Source organism: Phocaeicola sp. RTP21198st1_B8_RTP21198_201120, from assembly GCF_040929485.1.
In the GTDB taxonomy this organism is placed as follows: Bacteria; Bacteroidota; Bacteroidia; order Bacteroidales; family Bacteroidaceae; genus Phocaeicola; species Phocaeicola dorei.
Genome location: NZ_JBCOCI010000002.1, coordinates 108,197 through 133,147 on the forward strand (window position 1 = coordinate 108,197; position 24,951 = coordinate 133,147).

The window sequence follows — 24,951 nt, forward strand, 5'->3', positions numbered from 1 at the left end:
CAACATGAAAAAGAATGTACTATTATGCACTTGGTTATTTTTATCAGCATTGGCTGGTATGGCTTGTATAGATAAGCAAAACCGGGCGGTTCCTGTTGAAGTAACAATGACCAAGGCTAAGTTATTTGATAAGATTAAAGGAGGATGGGCTGGTCAAACAATAGGTTGCACGTATGGTGGTCCTACAGAGTTCAGATATCCGGGGACAATGATACAAGATTATATTCCTATCAATTGGCCGGATGGGTATATTAAATGGTATTATGAAAATGAACCGGGTTTGTATGATGATGTTTATATGGATCTGACCTTTGTGGATGTATTTGACCGTTTGGGATTGGATGCTCCGGTCGATTCATTTGCTGTGGCTTTTGCCAACGCAGGTTATGTGCTGTGGCATGCCAATCAGGCTGCACGTTACAATATTCTGAATGGTATTATGCCTCCCGAATCTGGTCATTGGAAGAATAATCCCCATGCTGACGATATTGACTATCAGATAGAAGCTGATTACGCAGGTTTGATGAGCCCCGGCATGCCCAATACAGCATCTGAAATTTCTGATAAAATAGGTCATATTATGAATTATGGCGATGGTTGGTATGGTGGTGTTTATGTGGGGGCTATGTATACACTGGCTTTTGTTTCCGATGATATAGAGTATATTGTAACTGAGGCTTTGAAAACAATTCCACAACAGAGTCTATATTATCAGTGTATTAATGATGTTATTCAATGGTATAGGCAATATCCTGATGACTGGAAGCAGACTTGGCTGGAATGTGAAAAGAAATATAGTGAAGACAAGGCTTGCCCTGAAGGCATCTTTGTTCCATTTAATATTGATGCCACGATTAATAGCGCTTATATTGTAATAGGTTTACTGTACGGGCAAGGTGATTTTGCCAAGACAATGGATATTGCTACCCGTTGCGGGCAGGATTCGGATTGTAATCCGGCATCAGCTGCAGGTATATTGGGAACTATGCTGGGATATAGTCATATTCCGGAATATTGGATGCCTAATCTGAAAGAGGTGGAAGATATGGATTTTGCATATACTACCATTTCATTAAATAAAGCTTATAAAATGAGTTTTGACCAGGCTTTACAGGTTATAGAACGTAATGGCGGCAAAGTAGAAGCGGAGAGCGTAACAATAAAAACTCAAGCTCCTACCGCAGTCCGTTACGAAAAATCATTTGAAGGACTTTATCCGGTTGAAGTGGTTGCTTATGGGCGTGGTCAGGGAAAGACTTTAAAAGAGGTTGGAGATCTCACTTTTGAGGGGACCGGACTGATTTTAGCTGGAAATGTCAGGGCGAAAGATGAGAGTTATGTGGCAGTGATAGAAGCTTTTGTTGACGATCAGTTGGTAGAAACTATAAAATTGCCTGCATCTTATCGGGTACGACGCCATGAGTTGTTCTGGATATATGGTTTGCCTAAAGGAAAACATACAGTTTCCTTTAAATGGTTGAATCCTGTCGAGGATGCGGATATACGTTGTAGTAAGACTATTATATTCTCGGATGCTCCACGCATAAACCAGCGTTAATTATTGAATCCATTAACCATTTAAGACACTAATCTTATGTTTATTATACAAGATTATTCCATAGCAATATTATTTTGCTTTGTGACAATGCTTTGTTGGGGATCTTGGGGAAATACTCAGAAACTGGCGGCAAAGACATGGCGTTATGAGTTCTTTTATTGGGACTATGTATTAGGATTGTTACTTTTTTCTATTATTTCAGCTTTTACTTTGGGAAGTATAGGTGAGGAAGGGCGTGGTTTTGTTGCAGACCTGACGCAAGCGGATACAGGCAATATCTTCAGCGCATTTTTGGGAGGAGTAATATTTAATGCCTCCAATATCCTTCTTTCTGCTGCTATTGCTCTTTGTGGCATGTCTGTAGCATTTCCGCTGGGAGTAGGATTGGCATTGGTGCTAGGGGTACTGATCAATTATTTTGGTGCAGCTAAAGGAGAGCCACTTTATATTTTTGTCGGTGTTTTATTGATTACTGTTGCCATTATACTAAACGGCTTTGCTTATAAGAAAGCACAGACAGGACAGAAAAATCTTACGACGAAAGGCATCTTTATATCCATAGCGGCAGGGGTGATAATGTCTTTTTTCTATCGTTTTGTGGCAGCTTCCATGGATCTGAGCAATTTTGCTTTGCCTGAAGTTGGGAAGTTGACCCCTTATACTGCTGTATTTGTTTTTGCGCTGGGAGTCTTTTTAAGTAATTTTATTTTCAATACTGTTGCTATGAAGCATCCGGTAGAAGGTAAACCGGTTTCTATGAAAGACTATTTCAAAGGGACAATGACTACGCATATGGTAGGCATACTAGGTGGTGTTGTTTGGTGTGTAGGACAGTCTTTCAGTATGATAGCCTCGGAAAAAGCTGGTGCGGCCATTTCTTATGGACTTGGACAAGGGGCAACTTTAGTTTCGGCCTTATGGGGAATTTTGATTTGGAGAGAATTTAAAGGTGCTCCAAAGGTTTCGAATCAATTGAATATTGCGATGTTTTTTCTATTTATTATAGGATTGGGATTTTTAATATATGCCGGAGCATAGGTTGGGTAAAATTTAGGTTAGGTTGTAAAATAGGTTGGTTGAAAGTAGGAGGGTGTTCAAATTGGGGATACCCTCCTTTACCGTTTCCCTTTATTTCTTTCCTGCCGGAGAAGCTTGTGTCATACGGATACTGCTTACCACACCTGCGGCAATGGCAAAGAATATGGCTAATAACAAACAAGCCTGCGCCCGATGTCCTTCGGCGAATATACGGAACAACAAAGCAACCAATGTGGTCCCCAAAGTCTGACCTAACAGACGCGCCGTACCTAGCATACCGCTGGCTCCACCGCTTCTATGAGTGGGTGCGGAAGAAACAATGGTTACATTATTGGGCGTCTGGAACAGCCCGAAGCCCATACCACAGAGTGCCATTCGCCAGATGATATTCCATTCTGCCGGATGGGTGGGAAGCAAATAGAGTGTGAATAGGCCGGTAGCGAAGATAGTCATGCCGATACCTCCTAGCAATCCGGGATGTACTTTCTCTACCAGTCTGCCTGCAAGTGGTGCGGTCAAGATGGTAGCCAATGGCCAGGGGGTAAGTAACAAACCGATCTCTACGGCGCTGTATCCCAATATATTCTGCATAAAAAAAGGTAAGGAAACCATAGCCAGCATCTGGGCGGTGAATGAAGTGATGGAAGTACCGATAGAAAGAGCGAAAATAGGAATCTTCAGCAAATCTACAGGCAGGATAGGGGTTGTTTCCTTCAGTTGGCGACGGATGAAATAAGTGCCGATTATGATTAACAATACCAATTGTATGGCAATGAATTTTCTGTTCTCAGCGTGTGCAAAACCTTCCAAGGTATAAATTAACAAGCCGAAAGTCAATGCGTTGGCTATTGCACTGATTCTATCAAACTTATGTTTTACATCTGAAGCCGGATTATGCGGTAATAACCGATGCCCGATTACTAATGCAGCCAATCCCAAAGGTATATTAATTACGAATAACCAATGCCAGCTTCCCAATGTCAGGATACTGCCTGCGATGGACGGGCCTGCAGCAGCCGAAACAGCTACCACCATGGCATTTACCCCCATTCCGCGTCCTAGTATCTGCGGCGGGTAAATTAAACGGATAAGGGCGGTATTGACACTCATCACACAGGCTGCACCGAAACCTTGAATGATACGGGAAACGGTCAGCATCCAGAAAGAGTCCGAGAGGGCGCAGGCCGCAGAGGCACCCACAAAAATGGAGATACCAGTCAGGAATATTCGTCTGTAACCATAAATATCACCTAATGAGGCAAATGATAGTAAGGTCATGGTAATCACCAATTGGTAGGCATTAATAATCCAGATGGCATTGGCGGGGGTGACATCGAAATCGTGTGCCAGCGTGGGTAATGCGATATTCATAATGGTTCCGTCCAGTACGGACATCATGATAGCCAGCAGTACGGCTACCACCGCAAAATATTGTTTAGGTATAAATGCGATCTTTTCTTTGCTCATGATGCAAAAATAACGGAAATCGGCCAGATTAGGTTTAATTTCTTCTAAATAATTACGATTCCAATGTTAAAGAACCGGGAATTTATAGAATGGTTAAGGAATAATGCTTATCTTTGCAGCCGTTAAAAACAGTGGAGAGATTTGAGTAGCTTGCAACCACAGAAAAAAATGCTAAAAAATACATTGACTTTCTTATTTACATCTATCTACTCTGATAACTTCCCAAGGTGGTTAACGAATTAACTTTTAATTTTTAATTCTTAATTTTCAAATTAGAATGGGATATTTATTCACATCCGAATCGGTGTCTGAAGGACACCCCGACAAAGTGGCCGATCAAATATCGGACGCTGTGCTTGACAAACTGTTGGCGTTTGACCCCAGTTCGAAAGTAGCTTGCGAAACCCTGGTGACTACCGGACAGGTGGTACTGGCTGGAGAAGTGAAAACCAAGGCGTATGTAGATTTGCAGCGCATTGCACGTGAAGTGATTAACCGTATCGGCTATACCAAGAGCGAATATATGTTCGAAGGAAACTCGTGCGGCGTATTCTCTGCCATTCACGAACAAAGTGCGGACATTAACCGTGGCGTGGAACGCGAGGACCCTATGAATCAAGGGGCAGGCGACCAGGGAATGATGTTTGGTTATGCTACCAATGAAACGGAAAATTATATGCCGCTGTCACTGGACTTGGCTCATAAACTGTTGATGGTATTGGCCGAAATCCGTCGTGAAGGGAAAGTGATGACTTATCTCCGTCCCGACGCCAAGAGCCAGGTTACTATTGAATACGATGATAACGGCAAACCGGTACGCATTGATACGATTGTGGTTTCTACCCAGCATGACGAGTTTGTAACTCCGGCTGATTCTTCCAAAGAAGCTCAGTTGAAGGCTGACGAAGAGATGTTGGCTAAGATTCGTCAGGATGTGATTGAAATCCTGATGCCACGTGTCATTGCCGAAATTCATAATGAAGAAGTATTGGCTTTGTTCAATGACCAGATAGTTTATCATGTGAACCCTACAGGTAAGTTTGTGATCGGCGGTCCTCATGGAGATACCGGTTTGACAGGCCGTAAGATTATTGTGGATACATACGGTGGAAAAGGTGCTCACGGTGGTGGGGCGTTCTCAGGAAAAGACCCCAGTAAGGTAGACCGCAGTGCTGCTTATGCAGCACGCCATATCGCAAAGAATATGGTTGCTGCCGGTGTTGCCGATGAAATGCTGGTGCAGGTGTCATACGCCATTGGTGTGGCCCGTCCTATCAATATCTATGTAAATACGTACGGCCGCAGCAATGTGAAACTGAGCGACGGAGAGATTGCTAAGAAAATAGACCAACTGTTCGATCTGCGTCCGAAAGCCATTGAAGAGCGTTTGAAACTGCGTAATCCTATTTATGAGGAAACAGCTTCTTACGGTCACATGGGACGTGAGCCGAAAGTAGTGACCAAGACATACGAATCCATGTATCATGAAGCAAAGACGCTGGAAGTGGAACTATTCACTTGGGAGAAGTTGGATTATGTGGATAAGATAAAGGAAGCGTTCGGTTTGTAAGAAACGGATTCGAATATGGTGATGTATACGGGCGAATTCAATTCGTTCCTGCGGCAATGAGCATCATTGACTGACAGGGGAGGATTGGATCCGCCCGAAAACATAAGGATTTATATGAATGATATAAAGAATGTATGTGTATATAGTGCCTCCAGCACAAAGATAGCAAAGGTGTATTTTGATGTAGCGGAAGAATTAGGACGTCTTTTGGCTGAAAAGAAGATCAATCTGATTAACGGGGCAGGCTGTATCGGCCTGATGGCGGCTACTTCAGATGCAACATTGGAGGTGGGCGGTACGGTGACAGGGGTAATCCCTCATTTTATGGTGGAGCAGGGATGGCACCATACAGGGCTGACCCGATTGATTGAGACAGAAACCATGCACGAGCGCAAACGGATGATGGCCGATTTGTCCGATGGCGTCATTGCATTGCCCGGAGGTTGCGGCACATTGGAGGAATTGCTTGAAATCATCACCTGGAAGCAGCTGGGACTTTACCTAAATCCGATAATCATCTTGAATATCAATGGATTCTATGACTCTTTGCTTGAAATGCTGCAAAGGGCGGTGGACGAAAATTTTATGCGTAAAGAGCATGTTGCGATCTGGAAGGTGGCTTCAACAGCCGAAGAAGCAATAAATTTGCTTTATACAACGCCTGTTTGGAGCAAAGAAATACGTAAATTTGCAGCGATATGAGTGAAACCTGCCATCCCGGAATAGCGTATATTCTCCAACTTTATACGGAAGAGCAGAGCCGTGTTGATACGGCTTTGACACACAACGTGTGTCATACGTCCAAGGAAGACGGGATGAGAGGAATGGAGTTGCCCTATCAACTGCGTTCGGACTGGATGGTGACCAGCGTGTTGTTTCTTTGTTTTATTCTGGTATCATACGTGCTGGCACATGGCAAGAAACACCTTGAACAGCAATTTAAGAATTTTGCTTTGTCTAAAGAGCGTGCCAGTTTGTTTGATGATACTACTGCATCTGATGTGCGTTATACATTGGTGCTGATATTGCAAACCTGTATATTATCCGGTTTTTGCGTGTACGATTATTTTTCTGATCACGACCTGCTCCTTTTCCGTACGGTTCCTCATTATTTATTGCTAAGTATTTACATTGGTTATATAGTTTTTTTCTTTGTCATCAAATGGATTCTTTATAGCTTTGTAAATTGGATTTTCTTTAACAAAACACGCAATATTATTTGGCTGGAATCTTACTTTAATGTTATAATTGGGGCCGGATTTTTACTTTTTCCAATTGTACTTTTGATTGTGTATTTCGATCTGTCACCACAAATTGCTCCTTATTTTATCGGTTTTGTTATAATAATTGCTAAAATTCTGCTGTTTTATAAGTGCTTTAGTAACTTTTTCAACAAATTTCATGGCGCTTTCCATTTAATTCTGTACTTTTGTGCCCTTGAAATACTCCCTGATTTTGTTCTGTGGAAAGGGATTATCTTAGCGAACAACATTTTGGTTTTAAATTTTTAGTACATTGAAAATAAAAAAAGTCCTCGTATCTCAGCCGAAGCCGACTTCTGAAAAGTCGCCATATTATGATATTGCTGAGAAGTACGGTGTGAAAATTGATTTCCGCCCGTTCATCAAAGTTGAGAGCTTGTCGGCCAAAGAGTTCAGACAGCAAAAAGTCTCTATTCTTGATCATACCGCTGTGATTTTTACATCGCGGCACGCTATTGACCATTTCTTCAATCTGTGTGCAGAATTGCGTGTTACTGTGCCCGAAACAATGAAATATTTCTGTACGTCCGAAACCATTGCTTTGTACATTCAGAAATATGTTCAGTATCGCAAGCGTAAAGTATTCTTCGGCGCGACCGGTAAATTCGCAGATTTGGTGCCTTCTATCGTAAAGCACAATACGGAAAAATATTTGGTGCCGATGTCTGATGTACACAATGATGAGATCAAAACTTTATTGGATAAAAATAAAATTCAGCATACGGAGGTAGTAATGTATCGTACGGTAAGTAATGATTTTACTCCCGAGGAAGAGTTCGATTACGATATGCTGTTGTTTTTCAGTCCTGCAGGAATCAATTCTTTGATGAAGAATTTTCCGGAGTTCGACCAAAAGGAAATTGCGATAGGGTGTTTTGGTCCTGCTACTGCTAAAGCGGTAAAGGATGCCGGATTGCGGTTGGATTTGGAAGCTCCTACTGTAGAGGCTCCGTCCATGACTGCGGCATTGGATATGTTTATCCGCGAGCGCAATAAGGATTAATTTTTAGTTTATATCCCAAAACCGGGGGTTTTGTATCAATAAAGTTGTAACTTTGTGATTCGAAACCCTCGGTTTCTTTATTTTAATAAAAGAAAGAAGATTATGGTAGAATATACACTCGGTAAAAAAGAGCGTTTGAATAGTAAGACATTGATTGAGCGTCTTTTTTTAGGTGGAAGCAAGTCTTTTCCGGCTTTTCCGCTACGTGTGGTGTATATGTCGGTAGAGCCTGTGGAGGAAGATATGGCGGCAGCTTCTATTCTGATTAGTGTGCCCAAGAAGCGGTTTAAACGTGCGGTAAAGCGTAATTTGGTGAAACGTCAGGTACGTGAGGCTTATCGGAAGAACAAGCATTTGTTGCTGGATGCGCTAGCTTCCCGGAACAAAAGACTGATTATCGCCTTTATATGGCTGGATAACCATATTCATTCTTCTGCAGAAGTGGAGGAGAAAGTGAAGAAGTTGCTGTTTCATATAGTGGAAAGATTGGAATGAAAAAGATACTTTCCTATCTGTTGCTGTTGCCCGTTTATTTCTATCGGGGGTACATTTCTCCGATGACTCCTCCTTCATGCCGTTTTGTACCTACCTGTTCGGAATACGCTATTGAGGCTATTAAAAAACACGGACCTTTTAAGGGATTATACCTGGCGGTTCGTCGGATATTGCGTTGTCATCCGTGGGGTGGGTCGGGCTATGATCCGGTTCCGTAAAATCTGTTGTTCCTATGTTGCTGGATATTCATACACATCATAAAGAGGGCATTCCGGGAGAAAATATTCTCAATGTAGAACCCGGACTATTTGAGCCTGCGGAAGGCTGCTACTATTCCATAGGTATTCATCCGTGGAAGGTTTTGGAAACTGAGCCGGAGGATTGGAAACGGCTGGAGGATGCGGCTGGCCATCCATCTGTTTTGGCAATAGGGGAGGCAGGTCTGGATAAGTTGGCTTCGGCTGATATCTTGCTGCAAAAAGAGGTGCTAATCCGACAAATTTTATTGAGTGAGTCAGTAGGAAAGCCGTTGGTGATTCATTGTGTGAAGGCGTTTAATGAGCTGATTGAGTTGAAAAAGCGGTATCGGCCGCAGATGCCCTGGGTGGTACACGGTTTCCGTAATAATTTGAATATTGCCTGTCGGCTGATGCAAGAAGACATTTATTTCTCCTTGGGGGAAAAGTATCAGCCTGATGTGCTGCAGAATGTGCCTTTAGAGCGTTTATTGGCCGAAACAGATGAAAGTCCGCTGGATATCCGCACGGTTATCGGGCAAATGGCAGAGGCGAAAGATGTGGCAGTCTCCTTGTTGTGTGATAGAATAAGTGAAAACACACGGAAAATCTTTTTTCAGCGATAAGAGTTGTTTCTTCAGATAAAGAGTCGTACTTTTGTGGCATTAAAGTATAAATCAAACATTTAAATAGATAATCATTCGATGAATTTTGTAGAAGAATTAACATGGCGTGGAATGGTGCACACGATGATGCCGGGCACCGAGGAGTTATTGGCTAAAGAACAAGTAACAGCTTATCTGGGTATTGATCCTACGGCTGATTCTTTGCATATCGGTCACCTGTGTGGTGTGATGATGCTGCGTCATTTCCAGCGTTGCGGTCACAAGCCGTTGGCATTGGTGGGCGGTGCGACCGGTATGATTGGTGACCCTTCCGGCAAATCGCAGGAACGTAATCTGCTGACTGAAGAAACATTGCGTCACAATGTGGCTTGTATCAAGAAACAGTTGGCTAAGTTCCTTGACTTTGAGAGCGATGCTCCTAACAAAGCCGAATTGGTGAACAATTACGACTGGATGAAGGACTTTACTTTCCTTGATTTCGCCCGTGAGATAGGTAAGCATATCACCGTAAATTATATGATGGCTAAGGATTCTGTACAGAAACGTTTGAACGGTGAGGCTCGTGACGGTTTGTCATTTACAGAATTTACTTACCAGCTGTTGCAGGGATACGATTTCTTGCATCTTTATGAAACAAAGGGCTGCAAACTTCAGATGGGTGGTTCGGACCAATGGGGTAATATTACTACCGGGGCCGAGCTGATTCGTCGTACCAATGGCGGTGAAGTGTTTGCATTGACTTGTCCGTTGATTACAAAAGCTGATGGTGGTAAGTTCGGTAAGACTGAATCTGGTAATATTTGGTTGGACCCCCGTTATACTTCTCCTTATAAGTTCTATCAGTTCTGGTTGAATGTAAGTGACGAGGATGCCGCACGTTATATAAAGATTTTCACGTCACTGAGTCAGGAAGAAGTGGAAGCATTGACAGCAGAACATGCTGAAGCTCCGCATCTGCGTGTATTGCAGAAGCGTCTGGCTAAGGAAGTGACTGTGATGGTTCATTCGGAAGAAGATTATAATGCGGCTGTTGAGGCATCAGGCATTCTGTTTGGTAACGCCACTTCCGAAGCATTGAAAAAACTGGATGAAGACACGTTGCTGGCAGTGTTCGAAGGTGTTCCTCAGTTTGAAGTGTCCAAGGATGTATTGGCCGAAGGGGTGAAAGCAGTAGACCTGTTTGTTGATAATGCCGCTGTTTTCGCTTCAAAAGGTGAAATGCGTAAGCTTGTACAGGGCGGTGGTGTTTCGTTGAATAAGGAGAAATTAAATGCCTTTGACCAGGTAATTACAACTGCTGATCTGCTGGACGAAAAATACCTGCTGGTTCAGCGCGGGAAGAAGAATTATTATTTGGTGATTGCCAAATAAGAAAAAAGAGAATTTCTTTTATAGATAAAAATAAAAGCCGGAAGGAGAAATGATAGGTTTTCTTCTTCCGGTTTTTTGTATCTTTTTTCTCCTTATTTCCCGTCTATCTCTTTCAACAACTCGTCTACCGCAGCTTTCAACTGGGTATCTTCACCTTTCACTACTGTTTCCGGTGAGTTAGCCACTTTGATATCCGGCTCCAGTTGTGAGTTTTCCAGATAGCTTCCATCCGGCAAGCGATAGCCGATAACAGGAATGCCGAATACCAGTGTCGGATCTTGCAATGTTTCCCAAGATACGCTGGTCATGGTTCCCGGTACAGGCATACCTACCAGTTTGCCTATTTTTTGATGGCTATATACCCATGGAGTGCCATGTGCGTTGCTGTAGTTAGCCTCGCACTGCACCATGATACTCGGTTTGTTCCAACGGCGGCTGGGCATATCGCAAGCTTCACGTCCACGAACTACTTGTGTAAAGTATTTCTTTCCGCTGAATAGAATCTCGATATCCTCGTGCAGGCGTCCTCCGCCATTGAAACGGGTATCGATGACGATACCTTCACGGTTATTGTACTTGCCCAGAATATCTGAATAAACGGAACGGAAGCTGTCATCTCCCATGGATTCAATGTGCACGTATCCCAAACGGCCGTTCGACCATTTGTCTACATCGGCTGCCCGTTGTTTTACCCAGCGTGCGTAAAGTAAGTCATTCAAAACGCCATTGCTGATAGGAACAACTACTTCTTCCCAACGTTCTTTGGTCTGCGGGTTATAAAGCGTAACCAGTGTTTTCTTTCTGGCTTTACCGTTCAACAGAACAGAGTAATCGCTTTCGGGAGTGATTTCCTGACCGTCGATCTTTTCAATGATATCTCCGGCTTTCACTTTGGAACGGGCGTGGTCGAAGGGGCCTTTTTCCACTACCTCAGAAATCAACAGACCTTTGCCATTATGATTCCAGTCATACAATAATCCTAAGGTAGCGGTGGCATCTCCTTTCAGGCGCGGACGGTAACGTCCTCCTGTGTGTGAAACGTTCAGTTCGCCCAGATATTCGCTCAACAACTCCGCAAAGTCATAATTATTATTGATATGCGGCAGGAACTTGCGATAGGCTTTGGTCATAGTATCCCAGTCTATTCCGTGCATGTTCAGGTTGTAGAAGCGTTTTTGTTCTTGTTTGTATACGTGGTTGAACATATAGTCACGTTCGGCTGCGAGGTCCATCTTCACGTGGGCTTGATAGCTGATGGGTTTCAAGCTTTCAGAATTAGTACCCATTTTCTGCATCGTGTTGCTACCTAGCAAGAATAAGTTCTTTCCATCCTTGTCCATTTCCATGTTGGCCCATCCGGCATCCATTTTATGGAGTAACTTGGTGTCTTTCTTGCGCAGATTCATTTTCCACAGGTCATAGCCGCCTTCGAAGGCAGAGAGGTAATATAAGGTTTCACCGTCTTTTGTGATAATGGCGCTCCCCAAATCGGAAGAGTTGGGAGTAAGGCGTACGATGCGGTCCTCGATGTTGTTCAGTTCCACCACGATGTCCTTTACTTTTTCCTCTTTCTTCTCTTCGGATTTTTCTTTGTTATCACCTTTCTTTTTACCGTTTTTCTTGGTTTCGGTTGTGTTCTTTTGTTCTTTTTCCAGTTCTTTTTGCAATTCGTAATCTTCTTTGCTCAGGCGGAACTTGTCATACGCATCTTGGTTCATAAATACCAGCATCACATCGTTTAGTGATCCCCATGAAGCATGGGCACGCATACCATAACGTTCGGTAATGAATAAAATGGCATTACCATCTAGTACCCAGCGGGGGGAGCCACTGGTATAGCCGCTATTGGTCAGATTGATAATTTTTCCTCCTTGTGCATTCACCATACCTATATCGGAATATGGATCATGCCGGTTTCCGATAAATTCCAATGTGAACCATTTGCCATCCGGTGACCATGAATAGTCAAAGCCACCGCCGGTGCTGAACCAGGTGGAGCCGTCAGTGACCTGACGTACCTTTTTGGTTTCCAGATTAAGCACCATCAACCGGTTACGGTCTTCTATAAAGGCTAGTTCCTTCCCGTCCGGCGAGAATTGCGGATAGGTACGTTCTGTCTTGTCCGAAGGCAGGAGTACTTCTTCTTCAATGGTAGTCGCATTGGGGAAGTTAGCTTCCTCCTTACGTGCAATCTTGGCCATGTAAAGTTCCCAGTTTCCGTTGCGTTCACTGGCGTACGCTAAAGTACGGTTGTCCGGTGAGAAAGTAAGTCCTGCTTCACGGGCAGGGGTATGTGTGATTTGCTTGGTAGTATTATAATCGGCAGAAGTGACGAATACTTCACCTCGTACAATGAAAGCAATTTGTTTGCCGTCCGGTGATACGGTAGCTGAGGTCGCTCCATTACTGAAATTCAGATCCGCTATTGTATTTTGGTCATCACGGGTGATATCGATCTTGACTTTCTGCGGTTTATCTCCTTGTTTTTGAGTGTATATTTCTCCATCATACGTATAACAGAGAGTGCCGTTGCTACCCATTGACAGGAAGCGGACCGGATGAGTCTTGAAGTTGGTGACCGTTTCCAATGATTGAGGACTACTTATTGGAAAGGAATATACGTTGAATGTACCGCCGTTTCGTTCGCTCAGGAAATAAACGGTTTGTCCGTCGGGTGCAAATACAGGGTTACGGTCTTCGCCTGCATGGGCGGTCAGGTTGGTATGCTTGCCGTTTTCCGAATTATATAACCATACGTCACGGGTGATGGACGAGGTGTGGTGTTTGCGCCATTCGTCTTCAAAACCTTTGCGGTCTTGGTAGAGAAATGTTTTTCCTGATTTGTCAAAGCAGACCATTTCTGCGGGAGTACCCAGCACCTGTTCGGTACGTCCGCCGGTTACAGGGACTTTGTATAGTTCTGTCATAGCTGAGGTAGGGAACAAGGCACTGTTGGCAGGGTCTTGGATGGAGGCCGAGAACAGGATATAGTTGCCGTCGGTGGTGAAGGTTGACGGTATTTCGGAAGCCGAATGGGTGGTAAGACGCCGGGCTGCTCCGCCATCGGCCGACATGACAAACAGGTCGAAATTACCATTGCGGTCACTGGCGAAGGCAATTTGTTTACTATCCGGTGACCAGATGGGGTTACACTCATATGAGGCTTGCGTAGTGAGTTGGGTGGCAGTTCCTCCGTTGGAGGGTACTTTATAGATATCTCCTTTATAACAGAATGCAATTTCCGTGCCGTCGGGGGAAATTTGCACGTCACGCAGCCATAAAGGTGTAGCTGCATAACTGCTTGCTGCAACAAGGCTTAAAGCAAGGCAAGTTAGAAGTTTTTTCATGTATTTATTTCTTTTAGTTTGTACGCAAAGTTAAGCATTTGCACTTTATTGCAAAAAAAAGTGCGAAAATATTTGGACTATATTGCAGGAAAAACGTATCTTTGCACCGCTTTCCAAGGAAAGCACATAATGATTGGACTATGGTGTAATGGTAGCACAACAGGTTTTGGTTCTGTTTGTCCAAGTTCGAATCTTGGTAGTCCAACAATTTTCAATCCGAAATGAAACAAAAGCCCGTTAAACATATAGTTTGACGGGTTTTTTTCGTATCCGGTCGTCACAGTTTTAAAAATAGCCCTATAATCAGGGCCCAATTGGATGCCAACAATTTGCTCTCATTGCTTTGGGTGACTTGTCTGAGTAAGAACAAAGATACAAAAATAAAAGTCTAAGTGTTTAAGATATTGTTTTTATAAAAAAGTTAGAGCCATTCTCCTTTTATACTACAGATTTATTTTTGAAATTTCTCCTGTTTCTGTTGTTTGATTCATATTTGCTTTTCTCTTCTATATTTAAAGAATGCGGTATCTGTCTATATTAAAGTAAAAATAAGAATGAATAGGGTACTGAATATCGGGAATATGACAAATAAAAATAGTTACAATATCTACATATCTCTTGGCAAGAGATCTATAAAGTATATTGCAAAAATACGTAAATTACTGGTAATAAGCAATAAAAAACAACGATAATTCTATATTAAAGAAATAAAAAGTTATGATAATCAAAGTTTATATATGTATTTGGTGAAGGATATTTATTTTATAACTATCTGTATTTCAGTGTATTAATCATGAAGAGTATATCTCTTGCCAAGAGATATATCGTAACGTAGCATGAATTGATATAAATTATAGATATAATGAAGTTAAAAAATTATGCAATCTTGCTTTCTTTCCTGCTTGGTGGAAGTGCATTTGTGAAGGCGCAGGATATCGCGTTGAAGAGCAATATCCTTTATGACGCCTCAGGCACTATCAATTTGGGTGCTGAGGTTGGTCTTGCCCCCAGATGGACGCTTGATGTATCAGGCAACTATAATGGGTGGGTCCGTTCGCATGGTCGTACGTGGAAACATTGGATGTTGCAACCTGAGGCACGTTATTGGTTCTGTGATCGTTTTACCGGTCATTTTGTGGGCGTTCATGCTCACGGTGGACAATACAATGTGGGTAACCTGAAGAATGACATTTCGTTTTTGGGTAGTGATTTGTCCAAACTTTCTGATCGTCGTTATCAAGGATGGTTTGTAGGTGCCGGTATTGCTTACGGTTATTCGTGGATTCTTTCCCGCTACTGGAACGTGGAGGCCGAAATCGGTGTGGGTTATGCCTATACCCGTTTCGATGCCTATCCCTGTGCCGATTGCGGCACCAAACTGATTGATGGCAAATCCCATCACTATGTAGGCCCTACAAAGGTCGCACTAAACCTGATCTACGTATTTTAAAAGATACTGCTTATGAAGAAATTACTATGTATACTTCTTTTGTTATTTTGCATAATAGGAATAAACAGCCAGACTATTCTGACGTTGGGACGTGTAAAAGTAGACGGTCTGAATATTGCTCGTAGCGGTGAGAATCTGCTTGTGTCAATGAATATTGATGTGGCAGGTATTGATATGCCGTCTTCCCGTGAAGTATCTTTTGCTCCTGTGCTCCGTGCGGAGAATAATGAATTGTTTCTTTCTCCTGTAGTGCTGGCAGGTCGTAACCGTTATTATTTCCATTTACGCAATGATGCTGCTCCAGGTGTGGGTATTTCACTGTTTCGTGCCGGTCATGACCGGGTAATTCATTATAGCGCCATGGTGCCATATGCTGAATGGATGGCCGACGCTACTCTTGAGCTTGGCGATGAGGTGTGTGGTTGTTTGTGCGAGGTACTTTTGTCCGACCGTTCGCCGTTGACTACGCTGGATTTTCACCCGAAGATTTTCTCTCCGATCTTTGTTTATTGTGTTCCGAAAGCAGAGGAGCTGAAAACTCGTGAACTGAAAGGTTCCGCTTATATTGATTTTCCAGTGAACCGCACGGAAATTTACGAGGATTACCGTCGTAATCCGATAGAACTTGCTAAGATCCGTGCCACGATAGACACCGTGCGCAATGATGCTGATACCCGCATCACTTCTATCCGCATTAAGGGCTATGCTTCTCCTGAGGGTAGTTATGCCAATAACACCCGCCTTGCCCAAGGACGTACGGAAACATTGAAGGATTATGTACAGCGTTTGTATAATTTCCCGTCTGGTGTCATGGCTACAGACTACGAGCCTGAGGACTGGGCAGGACTGGAGCGTTATTTGAAAACTTGTACACTTCCGGATCGTTATGGCATTTTGGAGTTGGTGCACAGCGGTGGTGATCCGGATGCACGTGAACAGAAAATCAAGGCGCGTTATCCCCGGGACTATCAGTTTCTGCTTCGTGAGGTCTATCCCGGTCTTCGTCACTCGGACTATACGGTGGAATATGTAGTCCGTGCTTATACTGATATAGAAGAGGCGCGTCGCATTTGGCGTACTGCCCCGGGTAAGTTGAGTTTGAATGAATTTTATCGTGTGGCGGAGAGCTATCCGGCAGGCAGTGACGAGTATAATGAGGTGTTCGAAACCATGGTTCGTCTCTATCCTGATGATGCTACGGCAAATCTGAACGCTTCCAATGTGGCGATGTCTCGCGGTGATCTTGTTTCGGCGCGTAAGTATGTGGCAAAGGCAGGCGGCACGCCTGAGGCGGTATATGCGCGCGGTGTACTTGCCGGACTGGACAAAGACTATGTACAGGCACGCCGCTTGTTGTCGCAGGCACAAAGCATGGGTGTGAAAGAGGCTGCCGATGCACTGGAACAGATTAACAAAATTGATAAGAAGTAATAATAAGAAAATAAGGAATCAATATGAAAAAGTTTAGTAAGATTTTGATGTCCGGGCTTGCAGCATTGTGTTTGTGGGCATGCTCAGATGAGGCAAATGTGTCTCAGCCGGCCAATGCTGAGAATGATGTATATGTGGAATTCGGGGTGCAACTGATGCAGGGAAGCAGTTCAAGGAGCACGACAACAGATGGCGAGGATGGAAACGGAAGCAATTCTACTGGCGGTGCTGAAGTGGGCAAGAATTATGAGAATAGTGTCAAGGAGATATTGTTGGTGCTGACAAAGGCTGACGGATCTCTCATTGTCAGTCAACGTCTGGATGTGGAACCTAAAGAGGATGGAAAATACCCCAGACTTGTGACAACTTTGGACAGAAGTGCATTGGAGACATACAAAACAGGAGAGATTTACGCTTATGCTTTCTGTAATCCCATTTCTTCTATCAATATCAATGATCTGACCCATAGTATTCATACGCTGTCGGATGAACCTGAATTATTAACAGACAACGATGAAATCTGGAAAAAAGACGCTTTCCTGATGTCTAACCACAATTTGGTGAAAGTGGCAAATTCTACCCCGAATACGATTTGGAACTGGGAACAATATACTGAGTCCAATCGTCTTTCTCTGGGTACCATCTCGGTGGAACGTGCTTGCGCACGTTTTGATTTCAAAGCGAGCAGCTATCCCACTACAGAGGCTACTAACACTTATGTGCTGGAGAGCACCAATGGCGTCAAAGTCCTGCTGACTGATATGGTAATGGTCAATATCAGCAAGAGTTTCTATCATCTGCGCCGGGTGTCTGCTAACGGACTTGCGGATGATATAGACTTGTGTGGACAGGAAACTTCAAACAACTATGTGGTGGACACGGATGCAAGGGAAAAGAACGGTAATGTCGGAGAAACTTATAAAGGTAACTATTTTTATAATAACTTTTTTGCTAGATCGGCAGCTGAATGGGAAAATAAATTCACAAAGATATCTTCTTTGACCGAAGAAGACAATGACGAATCTTGGAACACAGGCAATCGCAACGGATACAAAATTTGGCGTTATGCAACCGAGAATACCATCCCTGCTCCTAACAGTAATCAGAAAAACGGTATCTCTACCGGTGTGATTTTCAAGGGAAAACTACAATTTAACAAGTCAACTTATGGCGTAACCGGTGATCAGCCCATTTTTGTATATAACAATGTGTTGTATGGTACTTGGGAGAAAGTGAAAGATGTGGCTAATGCTGCCAACGCAGATGAGAGCCTGAGAGCCGCTTATGCCCAAATAGGGGAAACACCCGCTGCCGATGCTGAATTTGGCAAAGCAGGATTCACTGTTTTACGCCCGAACGGAAGCGGTGACTATGAAATGTATTATTGCTATTGGAACCGTCATAATGACAATAATGATCCTAACCTGATGGGACCGATGGAGTTCGCTGTGGTGCGCAACAATGTGTACAAACTGATGGTGAACAAAATTAACGGCTATGGCCATCCTACCTCGCCGGGTCCTAAAGATGATCCCGATCCGTTCGATCCGAACAATCCGGATGAACGAAATGACCTCTACATCGAAGTAACCGTAGAAGTGCGTCCTTGGGTGGTCCGCATAAATGACATAGAGTTCTAAATAAGTACTTATTATACCCTATTAAACAATGAATAAGACAACAAGATTCATACATACATTAAGATTGCCGGGCATGGTGCTTTGCACCGTGCTGGCGGTAGCTGCATTGTTGTCCTCCTGCCATGGCATATACAATGATCTGGAACCCTGCTCGCAAGGTGTCCGTTTGCGTTTTGTCTATGACTATAATATGGAGTATGCCAATGCATTCCATTCGCAGGTGGACTGTCTGGCTCTGTTGGTCTATGACGAACAGGGCAACTACCTGGTTACTTATATCGGTACAGGTGACGAACTGAAAGATGAGAATTACCGCATGACCCTCGATTTGGAGAAAGGTAGTTATCATTTCATTGCATACGGCGGGCTGACTTGTCCGAAAACCTCTTTTTCGTTCAAGGCGGTTCCCGGCATCGGTTCAATCATGCAGGATTTGCGTGTAGAGATGCATAATGCCGGACGTGTTTCGGAAACCGATCTGCATCCCTTGTTCCACGGCTCGCTGGACATGAGTGTGGACAATGGCGCTTACGAGGAAGCGACTGTGTACCTGATGAAGAACACCAACAACATCCGTGTGGTGCTTCAGCAGATGAACGGCGGCGAGGTGGACGACAAGAACTTTACTTTCCGTATTACGGATGACAACACCTTGTTTGCTCCCGATAACAGTCTGATAAGCAATGGCGGACAAGTCTATGCTCCATGGACACAAGGGCAACGTACAGTGGGAGTGACAGAAGAAGGTGATGAAACAGTGACAGTGGCATACGCCGAGTTTTCTACCTCGCGACTGGTTGCCGGCAATCATACGCGCCTGACCATCACCCGTAATAGTGACAATGCGCAGGTACTGAACATTCCGCTGAACGAGTATCTGCTGCTACTGAAGAGTGATCACTTCGACAAAATGGGTGATCAGGAATTCCTGGACCGTGAAAATAACTGGTCATTGATATTTTTCTTGGATAATAATCACAATTGGATACGTACCCATATTGTTGTCAATGACTGGATAGTAAGAATTAATGATGCAGAATTATGAGAATAAAGGATTGGGGATATACCGTGGTCGTGCTGGGCGTCTGCTTCCTCCTGATGTGCGGATGTGACAGCAGAAGTGATGAGGGGCTTTCGTTATCTAACGGGCCTGATGCGGTCTATCTGGATATCAATGTCGCCCTGAGAGATGCTTCCGCATCCGGACGTTCTGTTTCCGGACGTGCGGAGGAAGAAATGTATGGTGAGGTGACGGAAGCCGAGAAGATGCATACGCTGCGTGTCATTCTGGTTCGTCCGGATGGCAGGGTGGAACATAATGTCTATCTTGATTTGAAGAATGCTTCTGTGAGCGACCGGTATGGAAAAATCCGCCTGAAGGTGCAGGGCAATGAGGAAAAGACTATTTACCTGCTGGGTAACGAGGGGAGTGCTTCGGTGGAACTTCCCGCTGTGGAGGGTGAGGTGTCTCGGGTATCCAAAGCTTGGGGCGACTTTAAACCCGGAGACAAATTTCTTGCCAAGGAGCAGATGGCAGGGCTTGTGTTGTCGTTTGACAATGTGGGGGCTTTCGATAAAACTCACCCGCTACCTATGAGCGAATGTCATACGGTGATGCTGGATGACGAAGGTCTGGAACCTGACAATGGGGAGCAGGGACAGACCGGTGAAGAGGGTGAGAAAGTGGTACTGAAAAAGAAGGAGATCACATTGAAACTTACCCGTGCTGCCGTAAAATTCACGTATGAGATAACGAACAAGAGTAGCCGGGATTACTGGTTGAGTGTAATCAGAATAGATAAGTCGGCTTCCCATGAATATCTTCTGCCTAATGGTATGACGTACGATGATGCGGAAAATGTGACTGATTTCCAAGTACCGGCAGCTAAATATACACCGTTTAATCAGCTATACAAGGAGAATAAGAAATTGACAGCAAAATCAACGGAGCCGGTCAAACTACCTTCATTCTACCTGTCGGAAGGAAAGTATGAGAATGCCAATGACACATATTCAGATAATACGAATGGCAATAATTATAAGACTTCCTACAAGACCGCTATTACGCTGGATACAAAGGATAATAGTGGTGAGGTGTTAGGCGACAGGGCCGGAAACACTTCCTTCGGGGAGTTCACCTTGGAAAGTTTCTTTCCGAATCTTTCTGCTTTGCCTCGCAATACCCATGTGGTGGTGCGCATCACCATCAATGATGCGAATGACATATCATGGCAGGTGGATTTGCGTCCATACGGCGAAGTGGTACTTGAACCTGAATTTGGAATATAATGAAAATAAGGAGAAGAGAATGATGAAAAATAAAGCGATGCGTTGTGTTTGGTTGGTATGCGGTCTGTTGATGCTTGCCGTTACCTCGTGCAAGGACGATCTGCTGTACACGGACGGGGAACCTATTCCCGAAGGAGAAACCACAATAATAGCACAGGTGGACTTCCGGCCACTGGTGGAGGGGCTTGCGGGCAAATCGCGTACGGCGGGTGATGCTATCAAGTCCATTCAGGATTTGTGTGTGTTGTTGTATGACACGGAAGGAAATTTTGTAGAGGGACATTCGTTGGAATCGATAAGCAATGCAAACCCGACTGATGGACAGTTTTATGTGAATGAGGTAACACGCAAGGATGGGGATGCACCTGATGGTGGCACTATAGCCGAAACGAAAACCCCACAAGCGAATCTCAAATTGACCATTCCTTACGGACGTTATTACATCTATGCGGTAGCCAATATGGGAGAGGACTTTAAGAAGGCGGTTCAGGCGCATGGGAAGGAAAATGGTGCTGCAGAGGAGGTTGCAAAGTATAAGACAGCTATTGCAACGAAAGAAGGATTAAAAAGCATTTCTCTTACTTGGGATGTTGCTGATGTGGCTAAGAACAGTCAGATGTTCGGTCATTTCACCATAGTGGGGCAAGAGAATAACAGTGAATTGATCACTATCAATAAAAAGGGCATGAAGTTGCATTCCTGGATACGCCGTGCAGCTTCCAAGGTAACGATTGCATACGATGGCAGTAAACTGGAAGAGGGTGTTTTCATTTATTTGAAATCGGTGACCATAAAGGACATCCCGCAGAATTGTTGTCTGGGACAGGATAATCCTGCAGTTCCGGAAAACTATCAACCGAAGGATAGGGACGAAGGAGTAAAGCTTGATTTGATAAAAAATGGTGAAACCATAAAATATTATGAAGGTGACACCGAGCCGACTATAAGTGATTTTAAGGAAACATACGAAGCCCGTATTACGAAGGGGAAACCTCTATTCGGCAGTAAAGAACAGGGTGAAAACGCATATCATCCCAAAAAGTTGGCGGATGTGCATACCGAAATTACCAACGCTCTTTATTTTTATGAGAATATGCAGGGTAAGGGTAAAGAAGGTACTCCTAGTGATAAACGTCAGGTGGTTGCAAATACCCTTAATAAGACCGAACCGACCTATCCTAACGGAGGTCAAGAGAACAATGAAGCATGGAAAGATGCCAAGCCATACGGAACCTATATAGAAGTGGATGCTTTTTATGTTTCTATCAATGATAAGAAAGTGGGTAGAGGTCCTATCAAGTACCGCTTTATGTTAGGAAAAGATGTGATAACCGATTATAATGCGGAGCGTAACCATCACTACAAACTGACTTTGAAGTTCAAGGGATATGCCAATGATGCAGACTGGCATATAGAGTATGAAGAACCGGAGCCGGGTATCGAGGTTCCGAATCCTTATTATATCTCTTATCTTTATAACCGTACGATGAATCTTCCGGTAAAGATTAATACGGGAGGAGGTACACTTACGTCTTTAAAAGCTGAGATTCTCACGAATAATTGGGCACCGTATGGAACACTTCCTTTGGCGAAAGGTGGGTTGGATTATGCCAGACAATATGATTATGCTGAAAATCCAAGTAACTCATCGCTAAATCAACCATGGAATGGATTTCTTTCACTTCGTAAAACTGCTGCCAGAGTTCTAGCTTGTAATCAAGAAGGGAATGCTAAGGATCAGGTACCCTCCGGTCTACCAGAAGGAGCAATGGTAAATATCAGTAGCAATAAGGACTATTATGAGACAACAAATAAAGGAGTTCGTAAATATGTAGTGGGAAATGGAACACATGAGGAAGCAGACGGTAATTACAGTATAACTGAAAATGACGATCATTTACTTGCTTCTATTCCTTTATATACTCGCGCCAAACAGATGCATATTAAAACGGGTTATACAGGAAATAATCCGTATGTGGCTTATCAGCGGCATGCAAAAGTTAAAATTACCGCTACGGTAAAAGTGTCAGACATAGAACATACACTTGAAGAAACTGTCGATATATATCAAGTACGAAGACTTGTGAATCCCAAAGGCATTTATAGAAGCAATAACAAAAATGAGCCTTTTCATGTAACTTTATTGCGATTGCCAAGGGAAAATGCAACAGAGTTTATTCCTTTTTCATCCGAAGGACCTTGGAAAGCGTATGTTGTAAATGCACAAACAGAGGCTGATAGAGGAGATCCCCCTTATACAGATCCTAATCGTGGATTTATCAGTCTTTCTGTTTCAGATACAGAAAATACAAGTCAGGATGAAAAGGGGGTTATACATGGTGTTACTGGTTCGGATATTAAATTTGATATTAATTTTAATGGAACAATAGCAGCGGATGCCCCCAATAGGAATGCGATAGTGCGTGTGGAATATCATAATTACACCTGCGAACATCTTATTTTCGTGCACCAAGGAAACCGGCCGCAGAAGTTGTTATCCGACAAGCCGGCATGGCATGTGTCGAATCTGGTCAGCAAGAATAGGGAAGCTTCTAATCCGTTGGATGAAGGCTCTTTGTTTAAATATAAAAATCTTGATCAGCCTATTGCTGCAAAGAATCAGTATTCCAGTAAGATTCCAATGATAGATGTAACCTCCAAGGATTTCCCTGATCCTGTATCAAATCAGAATAGGTATGAATTGGTAGGTGGTGAAATCAAGAAGTGGATGGAGATAACAAATCAGCCTGCAAATAATAAAGAGGCTTCTTGGGGGCTTGACTTGACGAGTACTCGTATTGCTCAAATAGAGGATTATGAGGCATTGTTTGAAAACGAAATGATTGCGCAAGGTTATGGTGTGCTTTATGGGGATGAATCTACGGAACCCAAAACAAACATTGTGGATGCATACGGATATCAAGAAGATCAAGCATATTACTTCGGTGGAAGTGCTATAAAAGACCGTGGAATACGTGGATGCTTTGTTTATAATAGAAATACGGGTAATCATATCTTTCTTCCGGTGGGGGCTTCCGGATATGGTCATAGAAAAGCTAAAGAAGGAAATGGAGTTCTGCGTTATTCTTGCGGGCAAACTCAGATATTCCCAACGAATCCTAATGGATTCTATACTGATGCATCTACCGCTCCGTTATTTTATGACCTCTATATGCGGCCCGGTGCTATTTATTGGACAGAGGATGTTACTGGAACAGGAACATGGGGAACGACTGTAGGTTGGGATATTAATTATTTTACATTTGACTTTAACAGAATATATGAGGCTAATGTGTTTAATGGAAATAACAGTGACGCCTGCTTCATCCGTTGCGTAGAAGATCCAAATTAGTTTCTTTTTAGGCAAATATAAACAGAACAATCGATCCAAAGTTGCTGGAACTTGGATTCGATTGTCCTGTATGTTGTTCATGTACGTGCGTGAATGTTTGCAAATATTTCTGGTGACGCTCTTCTCTTAAAGTTTCATTTTCTGCTGCCACTGCTACCACCCTATGTGTAGGGTGTTCTTGAAAACTACCGGGATTAACGATGCAGCACATTTACAATTTCCACCACATACATCTTGTGAAAACCACCGTGCGATTCCCCGTACCATCGGTCTGTAATGCTCTTGTCGATAAAGTTTCTGGGCTTGATCAGGTCGGCATACAATTTCTTGCATTCAAAAGTCAGCCGCGCCTGCTCAAAAATAATGCTCCCGTTCTCGGTGAACAAGGGAGATAGTCCTGTCGCTTTTACTTTATCCATGTCACGTCCCGATTTGGAACCGCATATTTTATGCACTTCTTTATGCTCTTCACCTAGAAAAGAGAGAGTGAGATAGTCATTCTGCTCTATAAAGTCGAATGTATAACGCTCGGGGCGGATAAAGATAAAGGCTACCGGACGGTTCCATAGAAATCCTGTACCTCCCCAGTTTGCCGTCATAGTGTTGAATTTGTCTTTGGTACCGGCAGTTACCAACATCCATTCCTTGCTGATTGTTTCGAACAGATTGTCAGTCAGTTCGTTTACTTTTATTTCTTTCATTGTTTCCGTATTTTTAGCTAGTACAAAGATATAATTTTTTCTTTTACTGTTTCAGATTAAATTTGCTAATTATTATCTTTGCGAGAAATATTAATTTAAAAAAAGAAAGGACGAT

The 24,951-nt window shown here is 43.4% G+C and carries 19 protein-coding genes and 1 tRNA gene; 17 read left to right on the forward strand and 3 right to left on the reverse strand.

Annotated features, from left to right (window positions below):
* Positions 1 to 58 precede the first annotated feature (58 nt).
* Positions 59 to 1,558 carry an ADP-ribosylglycohydrolase family protein gene (locus AB5935_RS01885; RefSeq protein ID WP_250884328.1) on the forward strand — a complete coding sequence of 500 codons (1,500 nt, stop codon included), beginning with the start codon at positions 59 to 61 and terminating at the stop codon, positions 1,556 to 1,558.
* A 36-nt stretch (positions 1,559 to 1,594) separates the two neighbouring features.
* Positions 1,595 to 2,596 (forward strand): GRP family sugar transporter, encoded by a 1,002-nt coding sequence (locus tag AB5935_RS01890; RefSeq protein ID WP_038605208.1) that lies wholly within the window; start codon positions 1,595 to 1,597, stop codon positions 2,594 to 2,596.
* A gap of 90 nt (positions 2,597 to 2,686) precedes the next feature.
* On the opposite strand, the gene AB5935_RS01895 is transcribed toward AB5935_RS01890, so the two are convergent.
* A complete protein-coding gene (locus AB5935_RS01895; protein WP_007834269.1) occupies positions 2,687 to 4,063 on the reverse strand; it encodes an MFS transporter in 1,377 nt (458 codons plus the stop codon).
* 277 nt (positions 4,064 to 4,340) lie between these two features.
* Between AB5935_RS01895 and metK the strand changes: the two genes are divergently transcribed.
* From metK to tyrS, 8 genes are all read left to right on the forward strand, one after another.
* Positions 4,341 to 5,633, forward strand: a complete 1,293-nt coding sequence (metK, locus tag AB5935_RS01900) for a methionine adenosyltransferase (protein ID WP_007834270.1) — start codon at positions 4,341 to 4,343, stop codon at positions 5,631 to 5,633.
* A gap of 114 nt (positions 5,634 to 5,747) precedes the next feature.
* Positions 5,748 to 6,335: a TIGR00730 family Rossman fold protein gene (locus AB5935_RS01905; RefSeq protein WP_347145289.1), complete on the forward strand. Its 588-nt coding sequence runs from the start codon at positions 5,748 to 5,750 to the stop codon at positions 6,333 to 6,335.
* On the forward strand, positions 6,332 to 7,144 hold the full coding sequence (locus tag AB5935_RS01910; RefSeq protein WP_234246047.1) for a DUF4271 domain-containing protein: 813 nt from the start codon (positions 6,332 to 6,334) through the stop codon (positions 7,142 to 7,144). The genes AB5935_RS01905 and AB5935_RS01910 overlap by 4 nt, the downstream gene beginning before the upstream one ends.
* A 4-nt stretch (positions 7,145 to 7,148) precedes the next feature.
* Complete coding sequence (locus tag AB5935_RS01915) at positions 7,149 to 7,898, forward strand: uroporphyrinogen-III synthase (protein WP_007834273.1); 750 nt, start codon at positions 7,149 to 7,151, stop codon at positions 7,896 to 7,898.
* A 102-nt stretch (positions 7,899 to 8,000) separates the two neighbouring features.
* Positions 8,001 to 8,393, forward strand: a complete 393-nt coding sequence (rnpA, locus tag AB5935_RS01920) for a ribonuclease P protein component (RefSeq protein WP_007834276.1) — start codon at positions 8,001 to 8,003, stop codon at positions 8,391 to 8,393.
* Positions 8,390 to 8,611: a membrane protein insertion efficiency factor YidD gene (yidD, locus tag AB5935_RS01925; protein ID WP_005843973.1), complete on the forward strand. Its 222-nt coding sequence runs from the start codon at positions 8,390 to 8,392 to the stop codon at positions 8,609 to 8,611. Before rnpA ends, yidD begins: the two co-directional genes overlap by 4 nt.
* Positions 8,612 to 8,625: 14 nt before the next feature.
* Positions 8,626 to 9,255, forward strand: coding sequence for a TatD family hydrolase (locus AB5935_RS01930; protein ID WP_007841686.1), 630 nt, complete (start codon positions 8,626 to 8,628; stop codon positions 9,253 to 9,255).
* 78 nt (positions 9,256 to 9,333) lie between these two features.
* Positions 9,334 to 10,626, forward strand: coding sequence for a tyrosine--tRNA ligase (gene tyrS, locus AB5935_RS01935; RefSeq protein ID WP_347145288.1), 1,293 nt, complete (start codon positions 9,334 to 9,336; stop codon positions 10,624 to 10,626).
* Positions 10,627 to 10,718: 92 nt separating this feature from the next.
* Here the strand turns inward: tyrS and AB5935_RS01940 are convergent, their stop codons facing one another.
* Positions 10,719 to 13,973, reverse strand: coding sequence for a S41 family peptidase (locus tag AB5935_RS01940; RefSeq protein ID WP_038608393.1), 3,255 nt, complete (start codon positions 13,971 to 13,973; stop codon positions 10,719 to 10,721).
* 134 nt (positions 13,974 to 14,107) lie between these two features.
* On the opposite strand from AB5935_RS01940, the gene AB5935_RS01945 reads away from it, so the two are divergent.
* The 7 genes from AB5935_RS01945 to AB5935_RS01975 all read left to right on the forward strand — a co-directional run bounded on the left by AB5935_RS01945 (position 14,108) and on the right by AB5935_RS01975 (position 24,135).
* A tRNA-Gln gene (locus AB5935_RS01945) sits at positions 14,108 to 14,178 on the forward strand.
* Positions 14,179 to 14,835: 657 nt separating this feature from the next.
* On the forward strand, positions 14,836 to 15,423 hold the full coding sequence (locus tag AB5935_RS01950) for a DUF3575 domain-containing protein (protein ID WP_007834282.1): 588 nt from the start codon (positions 14,836 to 14,838) through the stop codon (positions 15,421 to 15,423).
* A gap of 12 nt (positions 15,424 to 15,435) precedes the next feature.
* Positions 15,436 to 16,854 carry a DUF3868 domain-containing protein gene (locus tag AB5935_RS01955; RefSeq protein WP_007841690.1) on the forward strand — a complete coding sequence of 473 codons (1,419 nt, stop codon included), beginning with the start codon at positions 15,436 to 15,438 and terminating at the stop codon, positions 16,852 to 16,854.
* A 23-nt stretch (positions 16,855 to 16,877) separates the two neighbouring features.
* Positions 16,878 to 18,494 carry an Mfa1 family fimbria major subunit gene (locus tag AB5935_RS01960; protein ID WP_007841692.1) on the forward strand — a complete coding sequence of 539 codons (1,617 nt, stop codon included), beginning with the start codon at positions 16,878 to 16,880 and terminating at the stop codon, positions 18,492 to 18,494.
* A gap of 28 nt (positions 18,495 to 18,522) precedes the next feature.
* On the forward strand, positions 18,523 to 19,539 hold the full coding sequence (locus AB5935_RS01965) for a FimB/Mfa2 family fimbrial subunit (RefSeq protein WP_008654070.1): 1,017 nt from the start codon (positions 18,523 to 18,525) through the stop codon (positions 19,537 to 19,539).
* Positions 19,536 to 20,783: an ATPase gene (locus AB5935_RS01970; RefSeq protein WP_149940829.1), complete on the forward strand. Its 1,248-nt coding sequence runs from the start codon at positions 19,536 to 19,538 to the stop codon at positions 20,781 to 20,783. Before AB5935_RS01965 ends, AB5935_RS01970 begins: the two co-directional genes overlap by 4 nt.
* A gap of 19 nt (positions 20,784 to 20,802) precedes the next feature.
* The gene (locus AB5935_RS01975; RefSeq protein WP_007841695.1) at positions 20,803 to 24,135 is read left to right on the forward strand and encodes a hypothetical protein; all 3,333 of its coding nucleotides are present in this window, start codon (positions 20,803 to 20,805) and stop codon (positions 24,133 to 24,135) included.
* A gap of 194 nt (positions 24,136 to 24,329) precedes the next feature.
* Here AB5935_RS01975 and AB5935_RS01980 read toward each other — a convergent pair whose 3' ends face one another.
* Complete coding sequence (locus AB5935_RS01980; protein ID WP_007847810.1) at positions 24,330 to 24,836, reverse strand: flavin reductase family protein; 507 nt, start codon at positions 24,834 to 24,836, stop codon at positions 24,330 to 24,332.
* Between the last annotated feature and the right edge of the window lie 115 nt (positions 24,837 to 24,951).